Origin of the sequence: Candidatus Tisiphia endosymbiont of Stenodema calcarata, assembly GCF_964030695.1 — a bacterium.
Classification (GTDB): Bacteria; Pseudomonadota; Alphaproteobacteria; order Rickettsiales; family Rickettsiaceae; genus Tisiphia.
Window position 1 is genome coordinate 358576 of record NZ_OZ034911.1, and the last position, 21270, is coordinate 379845.

Consider the following 21270-nt stretch of genomic DNA (forward strand, 5'->3'; position numbering starts at 1 on the left):
CTTAACCAAATGCCACTGTTTACATCGATCACCTTATTGATATTCTGTATCAGATATGATACAGATGAATATTTTTAAAATTATACCCCCAGTTTTTTGTTGTGGCTTTCTAGAGTTTCAATTAACAGCTCTTCTACTTGATAATTAATATTTTCATTGTCAAAATTTGTGAACTCTATTATTATTTTGCTTGTAATTTTATTATTAGACTCTAGAAGTCCCACTAGTGTTATTGCTCCATTATCAGTAATATTGTTATAGCTAAGGTCTATTTGGCTGATGGTTCTATTAGCTTCCAAAGCTTTAACAAGCTGGACAATCCCAACATCACCAATAATATTATTATTGAGACATATTTTCTTTATAGTGTTATTATTTGTTAGAAGTCTTGCTAGTATAATTGCTCCTTTATCACTAATATTATTGCTACCAATATCCACTTGCTTTATAATTTCATTATTTGTTAGAACTCCTGCCAGTATATCCGCTCCCTCATCGCCAATATCATTGCCTCTAAGACTTATTTGCTTTATGGTTTTATCATTTTCTAGAAATTCAGCTAGTATAATTAGCCCCTGAACACCTATATTATTATATTCAATATCTATATTAATCAAACTATGATTATGCTCTAACAGTTCGATAAGCAGACTTAGTTCCTTAAATCCAATATCGTTATCGCAAAGACGTATTGCAGTTATAAGCTTATTATGTTCTAACACTTTGCCAACTATTTCAATTCCTTCTAAACCTATACGAACTTCGATAAATTCTATATAAGTTATATTATTGCTCTGCAAAACTTCTCTAAGTATTTGTGCCGCAATGTTAGTGATATTATTTATTTTTTCATTTGTTAAATTATTTTGTTGTTGATCTTTAACGTCGTTAGTCATAAAATTAACTCCTGTTTTTTGTGTTTGAAAAATAGACACTGAGGTTAGATTTAAAAATTTGATGATTGTTGCTTCTAACCTCGGTGCTTAACACCACGTAGTATCATCTTCACACATATCTTTATTAATCCGAGAAGTACAGCGGTTTTTCTCACTATTAGTGATTTTTTATAAAATTTATTATTAGTAGTGTTGAACTGGAGACAGTGGCTAAAATTATTATTAAGTCAGTGCCTAATTTAGCTATTAAAATCAAGGAAGTATTGAAAGAACGGAATGTACTCTCTGTATTTACCAACATATTCCTCTGATCTCAATTCAATTTAGCATTGCTGGACTAACTAAGAATTACTTATAAAAAATGATTAAAAATCTTGATGAAATAAGAGATACTATCACAGAAGCCTAAAACTTCCCTAGGTTATTTATAAAATCTTAATTCATCAATGAGGAAATTACATATGAACTCAAGGATAATATCATTATTAAATATTTTATTAGCACAATTAATATTAATTAATACCTGTAAAGCTGAGGGTAGTAACCTATCGAGTGCCAAAACTGGTAAATCTATATTACTACCAAAAGTGATAAGTCCTAATACAAGTACTAATATAACTATTATTTTAAATATAAATCAATCTAGCAATGATTCATACTTTACAATTGAGTTAGGGGCATATGAGAATAAAAGCCCATCATTAAAACTCACTATGGGATCAATGCTAGAGTTATATTCTCCAATCCAGGATTCAGCAAATGTTCATCAAAAATTACACATAGTAATGCGTCCATTTCAAGAATTGAATCAATCATTAAATGAGTATCCTAATACCAAAGAACAAAGTCTTGGATTAAAAAAGGAGTTGTTAAGAGAGAAAGTATTCAGAAAAACTTATCCTCAAGAAATAAAGCTTCAAAATGAGGAAGTATACTCAGGTTATCGGGCAAATAGCAAACCAATTCACCCGCGTTACTATTCCACCTTATTGCCAGAGCGTAGATTTAATAAAAGTATCGTTGATTTGTTAGGCAGCAGTAAACTAGATGTCTGGCGGGCAGCTTGCCGACAAGCTTATGCAGATAGTTCAAGTCTATGGCGAGCTTTTAACCCAAAACATATTATTGAACCTGAGTTACGGGATATTGCTAAATATTTCGAAACTTACAATAACAAATTAACCAAGGAAGAGTTTGAGCAAAAATATGGTGAATCAGGTTTAAAGTATGACCATAATTTTACCGTTCAATTAGTAGAGGATATTTTAGAGAGGAAAAAGCAGCGAGAAATTAATGAATATATAATTGCTGCAGGTAAAGGCGGATTAATTGAAGTTATTGTAAAATTTGGACTCGAGGTGATATTTGGTAATCTGTTCTTATTAACATTGCTGCTAGCTTCGTCCCTATTGTGGTGGGCAAGTAAGATGGGTGGCAATGGCTTTAAAAAATGATAAACTAGCTAACTCCCAAAAGTATAGAGGTTTTCCTCTATCAATGATTTTTTGGTAAAATTTGTTATAATAATGCTAAACTGGAGACAATAGAATTATTATTAAATTAAACACCTAATTTAGCTAATTAAGATTTAATGTGTGGCGACATTAATCAGAAATATTAAGTCGCTACACATTCAAATTTTTTATTTCATTACCTCAAATAGCTACAATCTTTAAAAAATAAGGGTAAATGATTTTATTAAAATTTACCACTTAAAGCATCAAGTATCACTTTATTATTGGCAATAACGGCATCTAAATATTTTATGACTTGTTGTAAATACCATATAATGATTGTAGCACTATCACCTGAATAGTCGTATACTGTCTGCATTAGCTGATCATTAGAACAAAGCGTTTTTAATACCTTTGTTAATGTTAACCTTGCTTCAACCAATTCTGGCTGAAGCTCGTGCAAGTTAATAATTTCTTTTTGTTGATTTTGGTCGTTATTAGTCATATGATTTTCCTACCGTTTTTTAGGTTACAAAAAAATGGGGTACTAGAGGTTAGATTGGTAAAATTTGCGTTTTATTCTAACCTCTGTACTTGTTAGTTAACTAGATGGCACTTACTAACTTAACAGCAAACTTAAACATATTAAGTTAAGTGCTATCAACACCACACCTATTCCATATTAGAAGAGGAGTAAAGCGAATTGGAAAGTAAAATCAAATATTTTTCTTAAAAAAACAAAGAAGCTGCAAATAAGAGACAGTGGAAAAATAACCACTGTAACCTACAGCCAAATCAGTTAAATTAAATGTTACTTACCGTTAATCTAATTTTTGATTTGGCAGTACTTTTTATAATTCATCCCAACAAATAAACCAAAATATTCCCTATAAAACTTACTATAGCAATTTCTTCCTTAGTAAAAACTGGCTTGTTAATTGATAATTTCTGAAAAACTAATTCTATATCTTCTCTAATCTTTGTAGCATTTTCTTTGAGTATTTGCACATTTGTTAATTTTAGCTTCGAGTCTTTTATATACCATGTTGTTCCTTCATGGATAGTCGGTATTAAATCAATTCCTCTTGCTTTATGCGATAAATGTGATACCTTAGCTAAATGACCATATTTTTCTAAATATTGGTTGATGAAATAGGCTACATTTTCTCGATAATAATATAAAAAATTTCTTCTTCCCCAATCACGTCCTTTTTCACCAAAAATTACTTCGCCATTTTCTAAACGTAGTAGTCTTCTAGTAGTCATCTGAATGTGGACATGAGGATTATTTGGATTGTCATAATGAATGTTTATATCTGCTATCATGCCATGACTAACTAGGCACTCAGAAGCAAAGTGTTCGGTAAGTTCAGTATTCTGTTGTTGAGTTAATTCTTTTGGTAAGGCTATGGTCAGCTTTCTAGCAGTCTCAGCATTTTTTCTTGTTTCACTACTTTCTGCTCTATTCCATAATTCTTGTCTATCATATACCCAACTAGGAGCATCATCCGGGGCTAGAATTACGCTATGAACAAGTCCTTTCTTGCTGCTAAAATTATAGGTAACAGTACGTTTTTCTCCTGTTTTACGGTCAGTTGTAAAAAACTGCAATTTACTTCTTGAAATATAGCTACTTGCTGCAACTGCATTTTGTCCTTTGCTTCTTCGTACTTCTGATTTATTACAGTGATATATTGCCATTGCTATTACCGCTATAAGCTGTAAGTTTTTGGGTAATAGCAATCACCAATAAAAAAACTGAATCTTTGAGCGCAGGCAAACTAGGTTTACCTAGTTTGCCCAAGTGCGGGGTAGAGGGATTGCAAAAGTAAATGCTAAAACCTAACTTGTAACTACATAGTTTATTTTATTGGCAAGCTTTATATAGGCAGCAGAATGCTCCTTAAGTGGGTTGTTTAGGTAGGATAGGTGGGTGAAGAAAAGAGAGGTAAAAAAAAAAGAAATGGTTTATCTAAAAAATAGTTATAGGTAGAAAAATTAATTGATTGTAAAATAAACGAACGGTATAAATATAAGCAAAAGTAGCTATAATTTTATTGAACTGCTAGTAAGTTAAACGTACTACAAATTACTTTATTAAAAGTAAGCTTTTTGTAAAAATAACTCAAACGTGAAAATTGGTTAGGAAATTTAAGAAGAATACTTCTTTGTTTAAAAAGGCAAAAAATTACAGATATATTGGGAATATTTAATATTTTTGTAATAATATAAAACTGCTTGACATAGGTAGATTGAACTAGTAAAAGGCTACTTTGGGTGGGTTATTTTAGATTTTGTACCTGAAATTTGGTAAAGTAACGCGAGTTGCCAATTAATTATACAGGTAAACCCTTATTTAAGGCGGTTTACAAGTAGGAGTTGTAGTTAAAATGTTTGTTAAAATTAGCTATATTTTAAAATATAGCTAATTTTGAGCCTTTTTATGCTATAAGTTACCTTCAAAGGCTTGATAAAATTCAGCTTTGTGGTTAGCAATTAATTGGCAACTCGCGTTAAAGTAAATAGTCAATCCTTCAAAAGTCTAAAAACACAACATCTACTATATTTAAACGCAAAAGGTGTCATTCCCGCGAAGGCAGGAATCTATAATAGACTTCTTTCGAAACTAGACAATGATGTAGAATGGTGTTATAAATATCTAATGTGAAGTAATAATGAAATTCGATCAGCTTAAAGAGTTAGAGGATGAAAAATTTCGTCGATTAACAGGAGTAAGGAAGGGAACATTCTCAAAGATGGTGGATATTTTGAGGCAAGCTGATGGTCTTAGAATACCTTAGAGAATACCGTACTTATTTCCATATAGGTCAGAACTATGGGATTAGTGAAAGTTCAGCATATAAAGCTGTTAAATGGGTAGAAGACACCCTAGTTAAACACCCAAACTTTGCTCTTCCAGGTCGTAAAGCTCTAATGAAGAGTGATATGAATTATGAAGTAGTCTTGATTGATGCTACTGAGAGTCCTATAGAAAGACCTAAAAAAACAAAAATTCTATTATTCAGGAAAGAAGAAAAGGCATACACTAAAAACTCAAATAGTGGTAGACAAGAAAACACACCAAGTAATATGTACAGATTTTTCTAACGGTAAAAAACATGACTTTTAGATTATTTAAGGAATCCAAAATTCTTATCCATCCTAAGGTTAAAACGATTACTGATACAGGATATCAAGGTATACAAAAAATTCACAATAATTCTGAATTACCAAAGAAAAAAAGCAAGAAAAATCCTTTAACTAAAAATGATAAAAAGAATAATCGTAGATTAGCAGGAGAAAGAGTTGTGAATGAAAAGGTTATTGGTATGCTAAAACGGTTTAAAATTATTGCTGACAAATATCGAAATAGACGTAAAAGATTTGGTCTTAGATTTAATTTGATTTCTGGCATTTATAATTTTGAACTACGTTAACCACTTTCGAAAGAGGTCTATTGAAAAAAGTAGATGTATGGTTGCGATGATATAGAAATCCATCGAGAAGCGTAATGGTCAAGATCAAGAAATATCATATTAGAGAAGAGTTATTAACCTAGCATTTAAAAACTAACACAATATACAAATTTAAAAGTTTGTTTTTTCTTTTTGCTGGTTCATCTGCTCAAAATTCAGTGGATGATTTTTACATTGCATAGTAATGTTGGATTGAGAATTATTAGAATTGGTAAATTATGGCGATACAGTTTGCTAGGATAGAAATAGTAGGGAGAAGCTCAGGAGGAAATAGCTGTTGTAAAGCGGCTTATAATGCTAGGATGATTATCAAAGATGAGCAAACTAACATTATTTATAATTTTGCTCATAAGGGAGATAATGTTTACCATACTGTTTTATTACCTGATTATGTCGATACAAAATTTAAAGACCCCAAAATCTTGATGAATGAGGTAGAGCGTCTAGAGAGAAGAAAGAACAGCCAGTTATTAAAAGATATTGTTGTTGCCCTGCCTGATGATAAAGAGCTAGGTCTATCATAAAATCAGGTCAGCAATATGAAGATTTCATGAACAATATTATCCAGCTTTAATTGCTTTTGCTCGTAACAAGGAAGCCAATATTACTGGTGGACAATCAATCTATTTAAACAAGGAAACTGGTACTAAAGCTGGGATTTTAGTTAACAAGCGATCTTTTGGCAAGATTAGTGGTTCATTTGTGAAGATTCAACGAGAAGACAAAAATAATGTGACGATTATCGCAGAAGGGATAGAAACTGCTTTGAGTGTGCAAGAAGCTGGCATCAAGGGTAAAATTCTCTGTAGTTTAGGTATTAGTAATATCAAGAATTATTAACCTACCACAGGAGAGAAAATCATTATTGCTGCCGATAATGATGGACAAAATGCACCATCTCTTCATGTCATAGTCAAGGCTCAAGAAGAATTGGTAAGTAAAGGGGCAGTAGTATCTGTATTAATGCCGCCAGAAAAAGGTGATTTTAACGATATGCTTAAAACTCAAGGAGCAGAATCAGTTAGAAAATTTCTAGAACCTGAAATAGTAAAATTAACAACAGAATTAGGGTTTTTGAAGTCATACTGATTATCTTTCAAAATAGAATTAACATGGTATCATGGTATAATTTAGTATTAGGTCTATCATTAGTTGGAATTAAATTATTAATTCTATTTTGAAAGATAATCAGTATCAGAAGATAACAATATGTTGCGTAAGTTTCAACAGCAAATAAAATCACTGAAGAAATTTACTACACAAGAAAACATAAAGGCTACTTTGCAAATATATAAAGAAAAAGATATGACAGCTTTTATTGCTTATAGTAACAAGATTTGCTCTATGGCAATTGAGCAAAAAATAGCAGCAGATTTACAAATAATGAAGAATAAGTTTGATCCGAAACATGATTTTGGTAATGTCAAATTTAGTAACATCACAGTAGATGATTTTAATGGTAAAAAGCATCTGGTTCCTGAAGATTACTTAAGCACTATAGGAAGAGACAAGCAAGTGATGCAATATATTAATCCAAAATCAATAATTGGTAAAATTATACAGATTGAATCAAAAAACACAACTAAAACTCAAGCAATACAAGTCAAGTTATAATATAGTTATAATATTATGAATGTATTTAAATTATATAGTATATGCTAACTATACATATTTAATTTGTACTTGGATAAAAAAGAAAATTATTTTATTGCAATTTATATTTATAAAGACTAACTTATTATTTAATATTTGCGTAATTAAAATAAAGTTATGTGAGTATTTTAATCTTAATAAGGAGTAGCATATGAAAAATCATGAAAAAGCTAGGGAATTCTGTGAGAGAGAAATTTATATTGAAGAAGGAGCTGAAGAAAATTTTTTTGGAATGATAAGTAATGAAGTGCGTAGAGCACCTGGTAACTACACATTAATTGAATTAATGAAAGATTTTGGTACAAAATTTGCATATGGTCAGCCAAAAGATGCTATTGGCGTATTAGAAGCTATATATGAAGTTTTGAATCATGAGAAAGAATTCATTAATAGAGGAGGACTAAATTTAAAAGATGATAATAGACCTCCAGATGAAGATAATAAGCTAAGTAATGATGAGTTGTTTGATGAAGCTTTTAATAGTATGCTTCAAAAGGTAGAACAGCTTGGTAATGGAGATTTATTAAAAGTTTTAAAAGAATTATATTTAGAAACAGAACAAGAATCTAGTGAAGTTAGTCCTATAGGGGAATCTACAGGCATTGGTGATTTTTAAGTTTTTTTATTAATATATTTTTAAAATATAAATTTAAGGAGAATAATTATGAGAACAATTGGTTATGCAGGTGATAGCACAGATGGAGAAGATTATGAAGAAGATCCAGCAGAATTACCTCCAAAAGGATTGAAATCTAGAAGAAAAGATCTAATTGAGAAACTCAATAAATATAGAGACTTTGAGTATCAATATAATAGTTCTAAGTATCAAGACTTCAATTATGGTAATTCTTGTGTGTTAAAAGAGATGGGTCAACAAATTCTTCAAAGTCAAAAAGTTAGGGGTGAATATAAAGTAATTAAACAGAAATTATTTATTTCACAATTAACACAACAAGAAAAGGATAGTCTTGAAAAACTAGGTAAACTTATCGGGTCTTCTTATAACATAATTGTTAGTGATTATGAAGCTCATGGCGAAATATTATCAAGAAAAGCTAGTGATTTTTTTAAAATTAATCAACAAAAAATAGAAGAAAGTTGTGGTCAAGATCCACATTATAAAAATTTAAATAAAAGTGGAAATAAGGCAAATTTTTATATAAAACATGAAGTAAAGGATAAAATTAACGACATATATAAACTAAATAAAAAAATAGAGTTATATGCGCAAAACCAAAGACAAACCATAGAGCCTACGTTCACAGAAACACAAAAAAATGATGCTGGTTTATTTCTAGCACAAATAAAAGCTATTAAAAAACTAGACAAACTTTTAGGAATAAACTGTGTATATGATTATAAATTTGGTACAAAAAAGCACATTACTGGTAGTTCTATTAGCAAGAAAACCACGCAAAAAGATGAAACCTTAGAAATTCATACATTGGGTGCTTTCTCAGATTATATGACAGACGAGGGTGCTTATGATGCTATTCAAAAAAGATTACAAAGATTTATCGATGAAAGATACATAGATAAAAGCAAGTTATCGAAATTTTTTAAATCATCTCTAAGAGGGAAAGAATATGGGGATGTTATACTTAATAACGAGTTAAGAGATGAATTAACAAATCAACTCCAAACATTAGTCAAGTTAATGTTTGGAGTTGAAGTAAAAAGAAATGCTGCTACGCTTTTAACTAATGCTATGTTTTTTGATTTGGTAGATGCAAATATGTATAAGATAGGAGACATTTTAGACAAAATGCCTATGGTTATGCAAGGTGCTGTATCAGCTTCAACTACAATTGATAAAGAGATGAGAGATAAAACAGAAGTAAAAAAAACATCAGAATATGATTGCAGAGCAAAATTTGAACCATCTAAAGCAAGAGATTTAGCAAATAGAGATGGTAAAATCCTGCAAGATTGGTTAAAATGGAAGCTACAAAGTGACATAGACGCAGCAGTTGAGGATTTAGGAGGCAATGACAGTATAGGAACTTTGAGTAACCGTTTTAAAGATCTTAATATAAGTATTGGTAGAGGAAGAGGTAAAATTATGGATAAGCTACCAATTCCAATAAGATCAGGAAATAATGAATTTGAAGAAGGCAAGATTCAATGGAATCAAAATGAATCAAAGATCAAATCTGAAGTCAGCAAAGTACAAAAAGTTAAGGCTAAAGTTTTCCATGATCTAATAAATGATTGGTATGGAATAAAGCTACCTCATTTAGATAAACTAGACTTAATAATAGAACTTAAAGCATCAGCAGAACCAAGAGATTTTTATGAAGATCAGGACTATAGTGATCTAAAGGCATCAAGTGCAGATACAGAAAAGGTAGGGCCTGAATTAGATTCATATGAACAAAAACACATAGAATCTAATCTCATAGATATGTTTGTACAACTTTTGGGTGTAGAAGAAATAGGTGTAATGTCTTAGATCATTTTAATGCACGGGGATTAAAGTCTGATTATGTGAACTAGTTGAGATTTAATCTTGCAAGAGGTATGATTGAGAAGAGATGAGCTTGCGAGTGAGTGCGTGTAAATAGTGCTAGCGAGCAAGCAATCTAATCTCGAGGAAAAATCACTAATTAATGATATTAATTGTATCAAGGAGAGTAAGAATGAATTTACAACAAAAAATAATAAAGCCGAAATTAGGCTTGTTAGTGCTTGCGAAACAAATAGGAAGTATATCTGCGGCGTGCAAAGCGATGGGATATAGCAGAGATAGCTATTATCGATTTAAAGAATTATATGAGAAAGGAGGAGGAGAAGCATTACAAGAAATTAGTCGAAAGAAGCCAATATTAGCGAATAGAGTAGAAGCATATATTGAACAAGCAGTGATAGATAATGCAGTACAAGAGCCAGCTTGGGGATAATTAAGAGTTTTCAATGAGCTTAAAAAACAAGGGATTGTTGTGTTTCGCCTAGAGGAGTGAGATCGATTTGCTAAGGAATGATTAAAAAGAGGCTAGAAGCTTTAGGAAAGATAACTACAGAACATCTAGGGTATCATATTGCCCAAGATACATAATATGTATCTTGGGCAATATGTAGGGACTATTAAGGGAGTTGGCAAGATGTATCAACAAACAGTTATTGATATATATTCACGTGTGGCAGAGGCTAAGCTTTACACTGATAAAACCCCTATTACTAGTGCGGAAATATTGAACGATCTGTTATACCTTTCTTTGCAGAACATAATGAAGCACTGAATATTGTGGAATCATGCCTATGAATTATATCTCAGTGTAGAAGGAATCGAGCATACCAAAACTAAAGCAAACTCACCTCAAACTAATGGCATTTGCGAGAGGTTTCATAAAACTATGAAAACAGAATTTATGATACTGCTTTTAGGAAAAAGATTTATAACTCTACAGGCGAATTACAAAGAGATGTAGATGAATGGTTATTTCAGTACAACAGATATAGATCACATTCAGGTAAGTATTGCTATGGGAAAACTCCTATGCAAACTTTTTTAGATTCTAAACACATTGTTCTTGAAAAATCTAATCAATTCATGTGCCATAAAAAATTATCTGACAATCAGAGTATGTCCTGAAGAGTGTGTAAGCTTTTAAAAAAAGAAGTTGCAAAATTATTAATTTGCAACTTATCTAAAATTTAAAAAACTTACATAAGGCAAAGAAATGACAAGGAAATTAAACTTAAAAAAAGAGACATTAACAGATATAATGCAGCATTACGAATCACCTGAACAATTTGCGGAGTTTTTGCAGATCTCAGGAAAGCAGTGATAGAGCAAGCATTAGAAGGAGAGCTAGAGAATCATTTAGGCTATAGGAAACATCAAAAGACAATAAACGTCAATAGCTGGAATGGAGTAAGCAGCAGGTAGTTACGATGGATAACGGTCAAGTTGTAATGAATACACCAAGAGATCGTGAATCAAGTTTTTCCCCGCAGATAATAAAGAAAGGTCAGACAAGGTTACAGGGCTTTGATGATAAAATAATAGCGATGTATGTACGAGGGATGAGTATGCATCAAATACAGGAGCATATAGAAGAGATATATGGTATTGAAGTATCGCCTGAGTTTATCTCAAATGTAACGGATAAGGTAATAGAAGAAGTAACAATATGGCAGAATAGAGCATTAGATAAAGTATATCCGATATTATATTTAGATTGTTTGATTGTAAAAGTTAAGGAAAACAACCAAATCATCAACAAGTCACTATATTTAGTTATAGGAGTTAATATGGATGGGATAAAGGAAGTGTTAGGGATATGGGTAGCCAAGAATGAGGGAGCTAAGCTTTGGTTATCGGTTGTAACGGAGTTGAAAAATAGAGGTATTGAGTCTATTTATATAGCATGTGTTGATGGATTAAAAGGCTTTCCTGAAGCGATTAATTCAGTGTTTCCAAAGACTATAGTACAGTTATGCATAGTACATACGGTAAGAAATAGTTTAAATTATGTATCATGGAAAGATCGTAAATTGGTTGCAGCAGATTTAAAAGCGATTTATATTAGTAGTAATGATAAAACAGCAGAATTGGCTTTAGCGTCTTTTAAAGAAAAATGGGATCATAAATATCCAACAATTGCTGGTTCTTGGGCAAGAAATTGGCAGCAGATTATTCCATTTTTAGCCTTCCCTGACTATATTAGAAAGGCTATCTATACGACGAATACCATTGAATCCATAAATCGTCAAATTAGGGGAATTATTAAAACTAAAGGGGCTTTCCCTAATGACGAAGCTGTTTTTAAGCTAGTTTTTTTAGCTCTACAAAATGCCGCAAAAAAATGGTCCATGCCATCAGAGATTGGAAATTAGCACTCAATCAGCTCGCTATTTTATTCAATGATTGATAACTTACTTACACACTTCGGACATACCCAGTTTAGGTGATTTTTGCAAATATTTTGAAAATACTTATATATCGTCACGGCATCGTCAAGTTAAAGGGAATTAAATTAAGGATTGCAAAAAGAGAGATAGAGATTTATAAAATAGCTTTACAAAATTAAACTATAGTGCAGTTTTATGTATATAGACAAAGCTCCCAAGAGGCATCGTTTTCCAGTCAGTATTATCAGTCATGCAGTATGGCTATATCATAGATTTAACAATAGTTACCGTGATATTCAAGAACAAATGGCTTATCGAGGCATTATTCTAAACCATAAGACAGTAAGATTTTGGTGTTATAAGTTTGCATCAAACTTTCAAAATATAATCAGAAAGAGAGAATGTAAGCCTGATGATAAATGGCATTTAGATGAAATGAATGTTAAGATTAATGGAGAGGTGTTTATATTATGGAGAGCTATCGATTTTGAAAGTCACGAGTTGGAAGTATTATTACAAAGGCGTTGTGATAAGAAATCGGCTATTCGTTTTCTAACAAGATTGTTAGGCAATTATCCTATTCCAAGAGTTATTATAACTGATAAGCTAAAAAGCTATATTAAGCCAATTAAACATATGTGTCCTAAGACAGATCATCGTTCTCACAAGGGATTAAATAATCGAGTTGAAAACGCTCATCAACCAACGCGTCGAAAGGAAAAGATATTGATTAAATTTAAACATCCGAACTCAGTACAAAGCACCTTATCATTAATGGGTAAAGTCAGAAATATATTTGCTGTAGATGTAGGAAGATATACTAAAAATGCTAGTCACAAGAGAAACTCATTTGCAGTTGCTAAATCAATCTGGGATGAAGCTACTCAAACCATTCTTGCTGCCTAAAATTCAAAAAAAATAGAACTTTTAAAACCTACTTTACTTAACTTGACGGTGCCGATAACTATAGTACAGATGAAACCTTTGAACCATCTCTATTAGGTGCAGAAGGACATATAAATTAATTTTGACTAGAGTGCAAAAGTTAAGGCTTGATTTTCAATATTAAGAAAAAATAGTATAATTAGCAAAAATTTTGCTAATTGCTATTAGTGCACAATAAAAAAGGTGTATAATGCTACTCTAATGCCAATTAAGAGCAAAAACAGGCAATAATGAAGTAGTGATAGTAGAAAGAAATTGATTAAAGCCAATCTATAATATATAGATACTGTATTTTTGGAAAATAAGAGTATAAATTATGGATTGGCAAGAAGAATTAATATCAACTTTATATGGAAATTAGCAAAATATATCAGCAAAAATTAACAGGATATTGTTGTAGAATGTCAAATTATGCAAATTTAGCATTTTCAGATGAAGAAATTATAACAATTTATATGTTTGGAATTATGAGCAAAAATTATAAAATTAAGGATATATATGATTATACTAATCGTCATTTGCAGAACTGGTTTCCCAAGTTACCAAGCTATACAGCCTTTGTTCAAAGGTTGAATAAATTGGCAGATAGCTTTATTGCAATTACTGAGATTTTGCATGAACAAATTCCAGTACATGAAAGTCAAAAAACATGGCAATTGATCGATTCTATGCCGGTAATTTTAGCACATCGTGGGAGAAGATTTAATGCAAAAGTAGCTCTAGAAATTGCCACGGCTAATGGTTATTGTGTAACTAAAAAACTACATTATTATGGTGTTAAGTTGCATATTTTAGCTGGCTATAAGCAAGGATCTCTACCTGTTCCAAGTTATGTTGGATTAACAGAAGCGGGTATGGCTGACTTAAAAGCATATGAATATATATTACCAGTCAATAGAGTCGCTTTTTAACTGGCTTGAAGAAAAAACGAAAATCCAAATCGCCAGTAAAGTTAGGTCGTATAATGGACTAATGGTTCATGTATTTGGAAAATTATCCTCGGCTTTTTTTTTTGCTATCTCAAAAATTTAGCTCTTAATTGGCATTCTAGTTATAGTGAAACACATTGAATTAGGTGAGTTTATATGATATAAATAAGAGAAAAAATGTCAACAAGCCCATATAGTTAAGATTTAAGAGAAAAAGTAATAAATTATATAGAAAAAGGTAATAGTCAAATATCTGCTGCTAATACTGATTATCTTTCAAAATAGAATTAACATGGTATCATGGTATAATTTAGTATTAGGTCTATCATTAGTTGGAATTAAATTATTAATTCTATTTTGAAAGATAATCAGTATAAGATATTTGATATACACAAGAATACAATTAGTCGTTGGAAGGTAAGGAAGAAAAAAGAAGGAACAATATTAGCAAAAGCGAGATTAGGATTTAAAAGTAAAGTTGACAAGCAACAATTAGAAGATTTTGTCAAAAATAATTCAAATATTACGCTAAAAGATATTGGTAAGAAATTTGGGATTACAGGCACTCAAGTTGGAAGAATATTAAAGAAGTTAGGCTATAGTTATAAAAAAAAACCTTCAGCTATTTGGAAGCAAGTGCAGAAAAACGATCTGAATATTTAGAAAAGGTCAGTAAATATGACAAAGAGCAAATGGTATATCTTGATGAGAGTGGTATAGATAGGACTATTTGCCAAGATAGAGGTTGGGGTAAGATAGGAGAATTGTTGGTTGGACAAAAAAGTGGCAAACATTATCAAAGAACTAATATCATAGCTGGTTTGGTAAATAATAAGCCGATAGCACCTTTTGTGTTTAATGGAACTTGTAATACAGAACTATTTAATAATTGGGTTGAAAAGTTTTTAATTAAAGAGTTGAAAGCAGGACAGGTTGTAGTAGTGGATAATGCTAGTTTCCATAAATCAAAGAAGACGAAAGAATTAATAGAATCAGTAGGTTGTAAGATTATTTTTTTGCCACCATATTCACCAGACTTAAATCCAATAGAAAAATTTTGGGCTAATATGAAAAAATGGATTAAAAATAAGATAACAGAAACTAGTAAATTATTCGAAGCTATTTCTATGTTCCTTGCCACCTAATTCAATGTATTTTACTATAATAACGGCTTGCCATACTAAGGTAGCAGAAAATCTTGAGTGCCAAGTTAGTAGGTTGCATGTTGATGAGGATAAACCTGACCAAGTTTATTATCATAAAGCTATAAAGTATCTAGAAAATTATCCGGACTCTCCTGCCTGCAAGAATCTTAAGGCTATAGCCTATAGTTGCTTAGCTAGTCTCGCTGAGCAGAATAGTGAAAATGGAGCATTGGCTTACTATGTAAAAGCTATAGAGGTGAATAGTCATCTACCAAAAATATATGAGAAACTTGGTCAGCTATTTTTTAACAAAGGTGAATATGCTAAAGCAATTGATTGCTATAAAGTAGTTAATAATGAATTTAGGATAGAAACATGTTTTAAAGCATGGCTAAAACAAGATCAAGACAATCCCGATATAAAGCTAAAGCAAGCTGAGTATTTTGAGTCTGTAGGGTTATTTGAGCAAGCTAAAAAATATTATCACCATGCATTTAGCCTAAGTTCGGATGAAGATTTTAAGGCTGCAGCTCTTAAGAAAATTGGTAATATTATGGCTAATGTTGCTGCTCAGGGGCAGGATTTTATCACTAGAGCAGATGAGCATGATTTTTACAATTATGACCTAGTAGATGCAGCATTTACCAGCAAATTACTTGGCGACTCAGGTTCAGAATATGATTTGTATTGCTAAAAGATTGCAAAGCAGTTTTGCTGCAAATATACATTTTACCAAGTTTGTTGGGGTTTTTAATTAATATTTGTTAAAACCCTAGTTTAGAAAAAGACCTTAATTAGTTATCCAATATTTTTTTAAATGGACACAATTATGATAATTAGGCGATGTTGTCACGAGATGTAATTCTATATTGAATCAAACTTATCTATACTATATCATATTTTTATCGAAACAGCATATTACCACATTTTATTAAAACTTAATCGGTAAAATAATTTATTAAAATTTAACTAAAAACTTTGGTATCAGAATATAAATATAATTGAATAATATGATAGTTGAACTTTCAAACACTAACACACATCTCAAGGAGGCTGACACTGTTAAGGAGAGTAATAAGCTGCCTAAAATGCTAGTAGGTACGGATGAATTCTATGACTTAGTAGTTAATAGTGATGTATTTGTTGATAAAAGTCTAATGATCAAAGAATTATTAGAAGATAGCGGTAAGGTTATCCTAATCACTCGACCAAGACGTTGGGGTAAAAGTCTTAATATGGATATGATGAGGAGGTTCTTAGAAATCGAAGTAGGTGAGAGAGGTAAGCCTTTAGCTCAAGAAAAGAGAGTAAATTATAAACTCTTTACTGGAGGCATAGTAGATTTGGGCTTTGATGAAACCAAAGAGCTACAGCCTTTAAAAATATCCATTCATAAAAATATAATAAAGCGTCAAGGCCAATTTCCAGTAATATATATAAATTTTAAAGAAGTGAAGGGGAGTAATTATAAGGAAATTATTAGTAGCATTATAGATCAAATAATAGAATTATACGAAAGATTTAATTATTTAGAACAATATATTCAAGAAGATAATAAATTTTTCAGTATTTCGCAAAAAGTAAAGTTAAAAAATTATCTAAGTGGTGATATTAATATAAGCTATTTAAAAAATAGCCTGAAGTTTTTAAGTCAAATATTGTATAAACATTTTAAACAAAGAGTATACATATTAATAGATGAATATGATACACCAATTAATAATGCATATTTAGAACTTGGACATAAAACAAAAGAGTTTGACCAAATTCTTAAGCTATTTAGAGGAATACTTGGTAGCAGTTTAAAAACGAATCCCTACTTAGAGAAAGGAGTAATTACTGGCATATTACGGGTTGCTAAAGCTAACTTGTTCTCAGACTTGAATAATGTTACTGAATATACTTTACTTGATGATGATTTCTCTAAGTTCTATGGCTTCACTCAAGCAGAGGTAGATGATTTGCTTACAAAAGTACCGCTCGACACTAATACTGAACAAATTAAGGATTGGTATAATGGTTATACATTTGGTGGAGAGGTCATTTACAATCCGTGGTCACTAATGCAATGTTTAGCACACAAAGGTAAGCTTGATTATTATTGGCTAGATAGTGGAGGCACAGGTCTTGTTGATAAAGCATTATTGTCAGACGAAATGCAAGAAGATTTACAGAGCTTAGCTGCTGGAAAAAGTATTATCTCACCTATTACCAAACAAATAAGTTTTGCTGATATCAATAAACCAGTAGGATTGCTCAGTTTATTACTGTTCAGCGGTTATTTAAATCCTACTGCCAAAATATCAGAAAAAAATATCTATGAGCTATCTATCCCTAATTATGAACTAAAATATATCTATGAAACAAGAGTGCTGCAATGGGTTACTGATCAATTAAAAATTGATAGCTCTAGATATTATTTGTTTATTAGTTTATTGCCAACAGGTAAAGTAGAGGAATTTAAAGAGCGTTTACAAGAATTGTTGCTAAATTCTACTAGTTTTCATCAAACAGGAGAGAAAAAGGCAGAATTATTTTATAGCGGCTTTATGCTTGGTTTAATTAATATGTTAGCACCTAGTTACATAATAGCAAGTGAACAGGAGTCAGGAAGTGGCAGAGCTGATGTGATCATGATCCCAAAAGCTGGTAAAGGAGATAAAGCAATTATTATTGAGTATAAGATAGCTAAAAATACAGAAGATTTAGCCTCAGTAGCTAAAATAGGATTGAACCAGATTATAGATAAACAATATGATGTAAAAATAAGGCAGTATCAATATGTTAAGCAAATACTCAAAATTTCTATAGCTTTTTGTGGTAAGAATATGGAGTTACAATACCAAGTTACAGAGCTTTAGTAATAGACTGTAAGCGTTTGAATAACTAATAATTTTACGTCTATCGTGGTTCTGAAATTGTCCACTACGCCCCGCCATTCGGTACAAGTTGTCGTTTTTTCAAAAATATCGAACGGGAAACGTAGGGAGGTCTCAAGTTTTTTGCCCCTTAGTTTGAGGTTCTGAAATACGAAATTTATCATTTTGCGTTTTTGAGGGCTTTCAGAACCTTTAAAAGTTTCATAGGCTTCAGATGCTAGAGTTATTAGCGTTGTAGCGGTATCAGTAAATTTATCGTCTGCTTCCTCATAAACTTTAATTAAACGAGCAATTTCATATTGGCGATCTTTTAATTGTTGTTTTTTTCTTTGAAATTCTTCTGTACTAAGTTCTCCATTGAGTCGCAAATCTATTAATGAATTTAATCTATTCTCATTTTCGGTATGTTCTTTCTTTAAAGCAGCTGTTGCTTGCCCATGCTCATCTTTCTTTAGCTCATTTGTGTTTTTTAAATAGGCTAGAGTCTCTTTTAGCATTTCTGGGTCTCTTATACCTATTCTTTTAAAAACCTCTTCTACCTGCTTTAAAACCTCATCTTCTCTTACATAAATCTTTTTGTTTGGATTCTTTGGATCCCATGTACCTAAATAAGTCCATTCGTCCACTTTGCCATCTGAATATGTTTTGCTGTGAGTTTCAGCTGTTACAACTTTACCAGTTACTGCACAGGTTATTAATCCTCTAAAAAGAAAATCCTTACCACCATATTTAAAAGGCTTCTTCTTCCACCCTAAACGTACATCTTTACATGCCATAAAAGTCTCTTTTGTTATAATTGCTTGGTAACCATGTGACCACATCTCTCCTTTTACTCTCATTTCACCGTAATAAAATGGTTGTTGGATCATTCGATGCACTACTGTTTTATTGACGTAGCAATTGTTTTTGCTTCTAAGACCAAGCTCCTTAGCTTTTTCAGTCAAATAATTAAGAGTATACATTCCTGTTGCATATTCTTCAAAGAGTTTTTTTATGATAGAACCTCTTACAGGATCGAGAATTACTATACTGTTTCCTCTTTCATCTCGACTATTTAGGTAACCAAGAGGGGCTGGCCCTATCCACTCTCCTTTACGCAATTTATGATCTAGGCTTCTTTTAACGTTATCACTTAAACTATCAACGTAAGATTGTGCTATCAATACGTTCATTCCCCACATTAGCTTTGCATGAGACTGAGAATCTTTATCTATTATGTAACCTTCTGTTCTAAAATGTAATTCTATCTTACCAGCTTTTATTGGTTCTTCTAGTAATGAAATTTCTGAGATTCTTCTTTGTACTCGATCTACTTTATCAGCAACTATAGCAATTGTTTCTCTATGGCTTTTAGCAAATTTGATCATCTCTTTAAATTGTTTGCGATCACCTCTGCTGGAAGATTCGATAATTTCAAAAGTTTCGATAACTTCAAGATTTTTACGTTGGCAATATTCTACTAATCTATATTTTTGAGCTTCAATTGAATACCCTTCTTCTTGCTCCCTTGTTGAAACACGAACTAAAATTATTGATTTTGTTGCTTTGTCTGTCATATTTTCTCCTTAGATAATAAATTTTGCTTTAATTAGAAAGTAGTATGTACTCAAAGAGCAGAGATATATCAAGCACCGCACAAGTCAAGTTGAATTATTATTAAATTACCCCATCTCCTTCAGTATTAGAGCCAAGTGTAACATTTATTTAGCATTAATAATTTTTGGTTATTGTAAAAATAATTGTTTTAACTCGTAGCAGGAGTAACTTTATGAAGTGGTTTATCATAGATACCCCTATTTAACTATTTTAAGGCTATTACACGGCTTTTTAGTATCATTATGATAGGGAGACCTAGTTTTTGAATTATTACGCTCTAAGTCTAAATATGGGTCTTTTTGATTTATTATGAGTTTGCTTTAAAATAGATAAGTTAAAAACTTAACCAAATGCCACTGTTTACATCGATCACCTTATTGATATTCTGTATCAGATATGATACAGATGAATATTTTTAAAATTATACCCCCAGTTTTTTGTTGTGGCTTTCTAGAGTTTCAATTAACAGCTCTTCTACTTGATAATTAATATTTTCATTGTCAAAATTTGTGAACTCTATTATTATTTTGCTTGTAATTTTATTATTAGACTCTAGAAGTCCCACTAGTGTTATTGCTCCATTATCAGTAATATTGTTATAGCTAAGGTCTATTTGGCTGATGGTTCTATTAGCTTCCAAAGCTTTAACAAGCTGGACAATCCCAACATCACCAATAATATTATTATTGAGACATATTTTCTTTATAGTGTTATTATTTGTTAGAAGTCTTGCTAGTATAATTGCTCCTTTATCACTAATATTATTGCTACCAATATCCACTTGCTTTATAATTTCATTATTTGTTAGAACTCCTGCCAGTATATCCGCTCCCTCATCGCCAATATCATTGCCTCTAAGACTTATTTGCTTTATGGTTTTATCATTTTCTAGAAATTCAGCTAGTATAATTAGCCCCTGAACACCTATATTATTATATTCAATATCTATATTAATCAAACTATGATTATGCTCTAACAGTTCGATAAGCAGACTTAGTTCCTTAAATCCAATATCGTTATCGCAAAGACGTATTGCAGTTATAAGCTTATTATGTTCTAACACTTTGCCAACTATTTCAATTCCTTCTAAACCTATACGAACTTCGATAAATTCTATATAAGTTATATTATTGCTCTGCAAAACTTCTCTAAGTATTTGTGCCGCAATGTTAGTGATATTATTTATTTTTTCATTTGTTAAATTATTTTGTTGTTGATCTTTAACGTCGTTAGTCATAAAATTAACTCCTGTTTTTTGTGTTTGAAAAATAGACACTGAGGTTAGATTTAAAAATTTGATGATTGTTGCTTCTAACCTCGGTGCTTAACACCACGTAGTATCATCTTCACACATATCTTTATTAATCCGAGAAGTACAGCGGTTTTTCTCACTATTAGTGATTTTTTATAAAATTTATTATTAGTAGTGTTGAACTGGAGACA

Annotated in this window: 15 protein-coding genes and 4 pseudogenes; 14 read left to right on the forward strand and 5 right to left on the reverse strand. The window is 31.3% G+C overall.

What is annotated here, in order from left to right:
• Positions 1-80: 80 nt before the first annotated feature.
• The gene (locus ACQH1W_RS01675; protein WP_375333159.1) at positions 81-896 is read right to left on the reverse strand and encodes a hypothetical protein; all 816 of its coding nucleotides are present in this window, start codon (positions 894-896) and stop codon (positions 81-83) included.
• Between the two features lie 461 nt (positions 897-1357).
• Here ACQH1W_RS01675 and ACQH1W_RS01680 point away from each other — a divergent pair, with 461 nt between their 5' ends.
• Entirely contained in the window at positions 1358-2350 is a 993-nt protein-coding gene (locus tag ACQH1W_RS01680) for a hypothetical protein (protein ID WP_375333168.1), read from the forward strand.
• 244 nt (positions 2351-2594) lie between these two features.
• On the opposite strand, the gene ACQH1W_RS01685 is transcribed toward ACQH1W_RS01680, so the two are convergent.
• Both ACQH1W_RS01685 and ACQH1W_RS01690 read right to left on the reverse strand, forming a co-directional pair.
• Positions 2595-2855, reverse strand: coding sequence for a hypothetical protein (locus ACQH1W_RS01685; RefSeq protein WP_375333167.1), 261 nt, complete (start codon positions 2853-2855; stop codon positions 2595-2597).
• A gap of 353 nt (positions 2856-3208) precedes the next feature.
• The gene (locus ACQH1W_RS01690) at positions 3209-4051 is read right to left on the reverse strand and encodes a MobA/MobL family protein (RefSeq protein WP_425361101.1); all 843 of its coding nucleotides are present in this window, start codon (positions 4049-4051) and stop codon (positions 3209-3211) included.
• Between the two features lie 974 nt (positions 4052-5025).
• Between ACQH1W_RS01690 and ACQH1W_RS01695 the strand changes: the two are divergent.
• From ACQH1W_RS01695 to ACQH1W_RS01755, 13 genes and pseudogenes are all read left to right on the forward strand, one after another.
• Positions 5026-5787: pseudogene (locus ACQH1W_RS01695) on the forward strand (IS5 family transposase).
• 257 nt (positions 5788-6044) lie between these two features.
• Positions 6045-6347 (forward strand): annotated as a pseudogene (locus tag ACQH1W_RS01700) (MobA/MobL family protein); the annotation flags it as partial.
• A 31-nt stretch (positions 6348-6378) separates the two neighbouring features.
• A pseudogene (locus tag ACQH1W_RS01705) lies at positions 6379-7440 on the forward strand (toprim domain-containing protein); the annotation flags it as partial.
• Positions 7441-7630: 190 nt separating this feature from the next.
• Positions 7631-8095, forward strand: a complete 465-nt coding sequence (locus ACQH1W_RS01710; protein WP_425361102.1) for a hypothetical protein — start codon at positions 7631-7633, stop codon at positions 8093-8095.
• A 48-nt stretch (positions 8096-8143) separates the two neighbouring features.
• On the forward strand, positions 8144-9931 hold the full coding sequence (locus ACQH1W_RS01715; RefSeq protein WP_425361103.1) for a hypothetical protein: 1788 nt from the start codon (positions 8144-8146) through the stop codon (positions 9929-9931).
• A gap of 187 nt (positions 9932-10118) precedes the next feature.
• Positions 10119-11071 (forward strand): annotated as a pseudogene (locus ACQH1W_RS01720) (integrase core domain-containing protein).
• A 302-nt stretch (positions 11072-11373) separates the two neighbouring features.
• Positions 11374-12318: an IS256 family transposase gene (locus ACQH1W_RS01725; protein ID WP_425361104.1), complete on the forward strand. Its 945-nt coding sequence runs from the start codon at positions 11374-11376 to the stop codon at positions 12316-12318.
• A gap of 210 nt (positions 12319-12528) precedes the next feature.
• Positions 12529-13239 carry an IS6 family transposase gene (locus tag ACQH1W_RS01730; RefSeq protein ID WP_375332139.1) on the forward strand — a complete coding sequence of 237 codons (711 nt, stop codon included), beginning with the start codon at positions 12529-12531 and terminating at the stop codon, positions 13237-13239.
• Positions 13240-13628: 389 nt separating this feature from the next.
• Entirely contained in the window at positions 13629-14189 is a 561-nt protein-coding gene (locus ACQH1W_RS01735; protein ID WP_375332140.1) for a hypothetical protein, read from the forward strand.
• Positions 14190-14564: 375 nt separating this feature from the next.
• Positions 14565-14870 (forward strand): IS630 transposase-related protein, encoded by a 306-nt coding sequence (locus ACQH1W_RS01740; protein ID WP_341762929.1) that lies wholly within the window; start codon positions 14565-14567, stop codon positions 14868-14870.
• Positions 14834-15352 carry an IS630 family transposase gene (locus ACQH1W_RS01745; RefSeq protein WP_375333162.1) on the forward strand — a complete coding sequence of 173 codons (519 nt, stop codon included), beginning with the start codon at positions 14834-14836 and terminating at the stop codon, positions 15350-15352. Before ACQH1W_RS01740 ends, ACQH1W_RS01745 begins: the two co-directional genes overlap by 37 nt.
• A 4-nt stretch (positions 15353-15356) precedes the next feature.
• Entirely contained in the window at positions 15357-16046 is a 690-nt protein-coding gene (locus ACQH1W_RS01750; protein ID WP_375332143.1) for a tetratricopeptide repeat protein, read from the forward strand.
• Positions 16047-16362: 316 nt separating this feature from the next.
• Complete coding sequence (locus ACQH1W_RS01755; protein WP_375333161.1) at positions 16363-18213, forward strand: AAA family ATPase; 1851 nt, start codon at positions 16363-16365, stop codon at positions 18211-18213.
• On the opposite strand, the gene ACQH1W_RS01760 is transcribed toward ACQH1W_RS01755, so the two are convergent.
• Together ACQH1W_RS01760 and ACQH1W_RS01765 are read right to left on the reverse strand one after the other, a co-directional pair.
• Complete coding sequence (locus tag ACQH1W_RS01760; protein ID WP_425361105.1) at positions 18210-19787, reverse strand: recombinase family protein; 1578 nt, start codon at positions 19785-19787, stop codon at positions 18210-18212. The genes ACQH1W_RS01755 and ACQH1W_RS01760 overlap by 4 nt on opposite strands.
• A 461-nt stretch (positions 19788-20248) precedes the next feature.
• Positions 20249-21064: a hypothetical protein gene (locus tag ACQH1W_RS01765; protein WP_375333159.1), complete on the reverse strand. Its 816-nt coding sequence runs from the start codon at positions 21062-21064 to the stop codon at positions 20249-20251.
• Between the last annotated feature and the right edge of the window lie 206 nt (positions 21065-21270).

Coding starts and splice junctions, on each gene's coding strand:
- ACQH1W_RS01675 (WP_375333159.1), bottom strand. CDS start 896: ATGACTAACGACGTTAAAGATCAACAACAAAATAATTTAACAAATGAA.
- ACQH1W_RS01685 (WP_375333167.1), bottom strand. CDS start 2,855: ATGACTAATAACGACCAAAATCAACAAAAAGAAATTATTAACTTGCAC.
- ACQH1W_RS01755 (WP_375333161.1), top strand. CDS start 16,363: ATGATAGTTGAACTTTCAAACACTAACACACATCTCAAGGAGGCTGAC.
- ACQH1W_RS01765 (WP_375333159.1), bottom strand. CDS start 21,064: ATGACTAACGACGTTAAAGATCAACAACAAAATAATTTAACAAATGAA.
- ACQH1W_RS01725 (WP_425361104.1), top strand. CDS start 11,374: ATGGATAACGGTCAAGTTGTAATGAATACACCAAGAGATCGTGAATCA.
- ACQH1W_RS01760 (WP_425361105.1), bottom strand. CDS start 19,787: ATGACAGACAAAGCAACAAAATCAATAATTTTAGTTCGTGTTTCAACA.
- ACQH1W_RS01690 (WP_425361101.1), bottom strand. CDS start 4,051: ATGGCAATATATCACTGTAATAAATCAGAAGTACGAAGAAGCAAAGGA.
- ACQH1W_RS01680 (WP_375333168.1), top strand. CDS start 1,358: ATGAACTCAAGGATAATATCATTATTAAATATTTTATTAGCACAATTA.
- ACQH1W_RS01735 (WP_375332140.1), top strand. CDS start 13,629: ATGGAAATTAGCAAAATATATCAGCAAAAATTAACAGGATATTGTTGT.
- ACQH1W_RS01710 (WP_425361102.1), top strand. CDS start 7,631: ATGAAAAATCATGAAAAAGCTAGGGAATTCTGTGAGAGAGAAATTTAT.
- ACQH1W_RS01750 (WP_375332143.1), top strand. CDS start 15,357: ATGTATTTTACTATAATAACGGCTTGCCATACTAAGGTAGCAGAAAAT.
- ACQH1W_RS01730 (WP_375332139.1), top strand. CDS start 12,529: ATGTATATAGACAAAGCTCCCAAGAGGCATCGTTTTCCAGTCAGTATT.
- ACQH1W_RS01715 (WP_425361103.1), top strand. CDS start 8,144: ATGAGAACAATTGGTTATGCAGGTGATAGCACAGATGGAGAAGATTAT.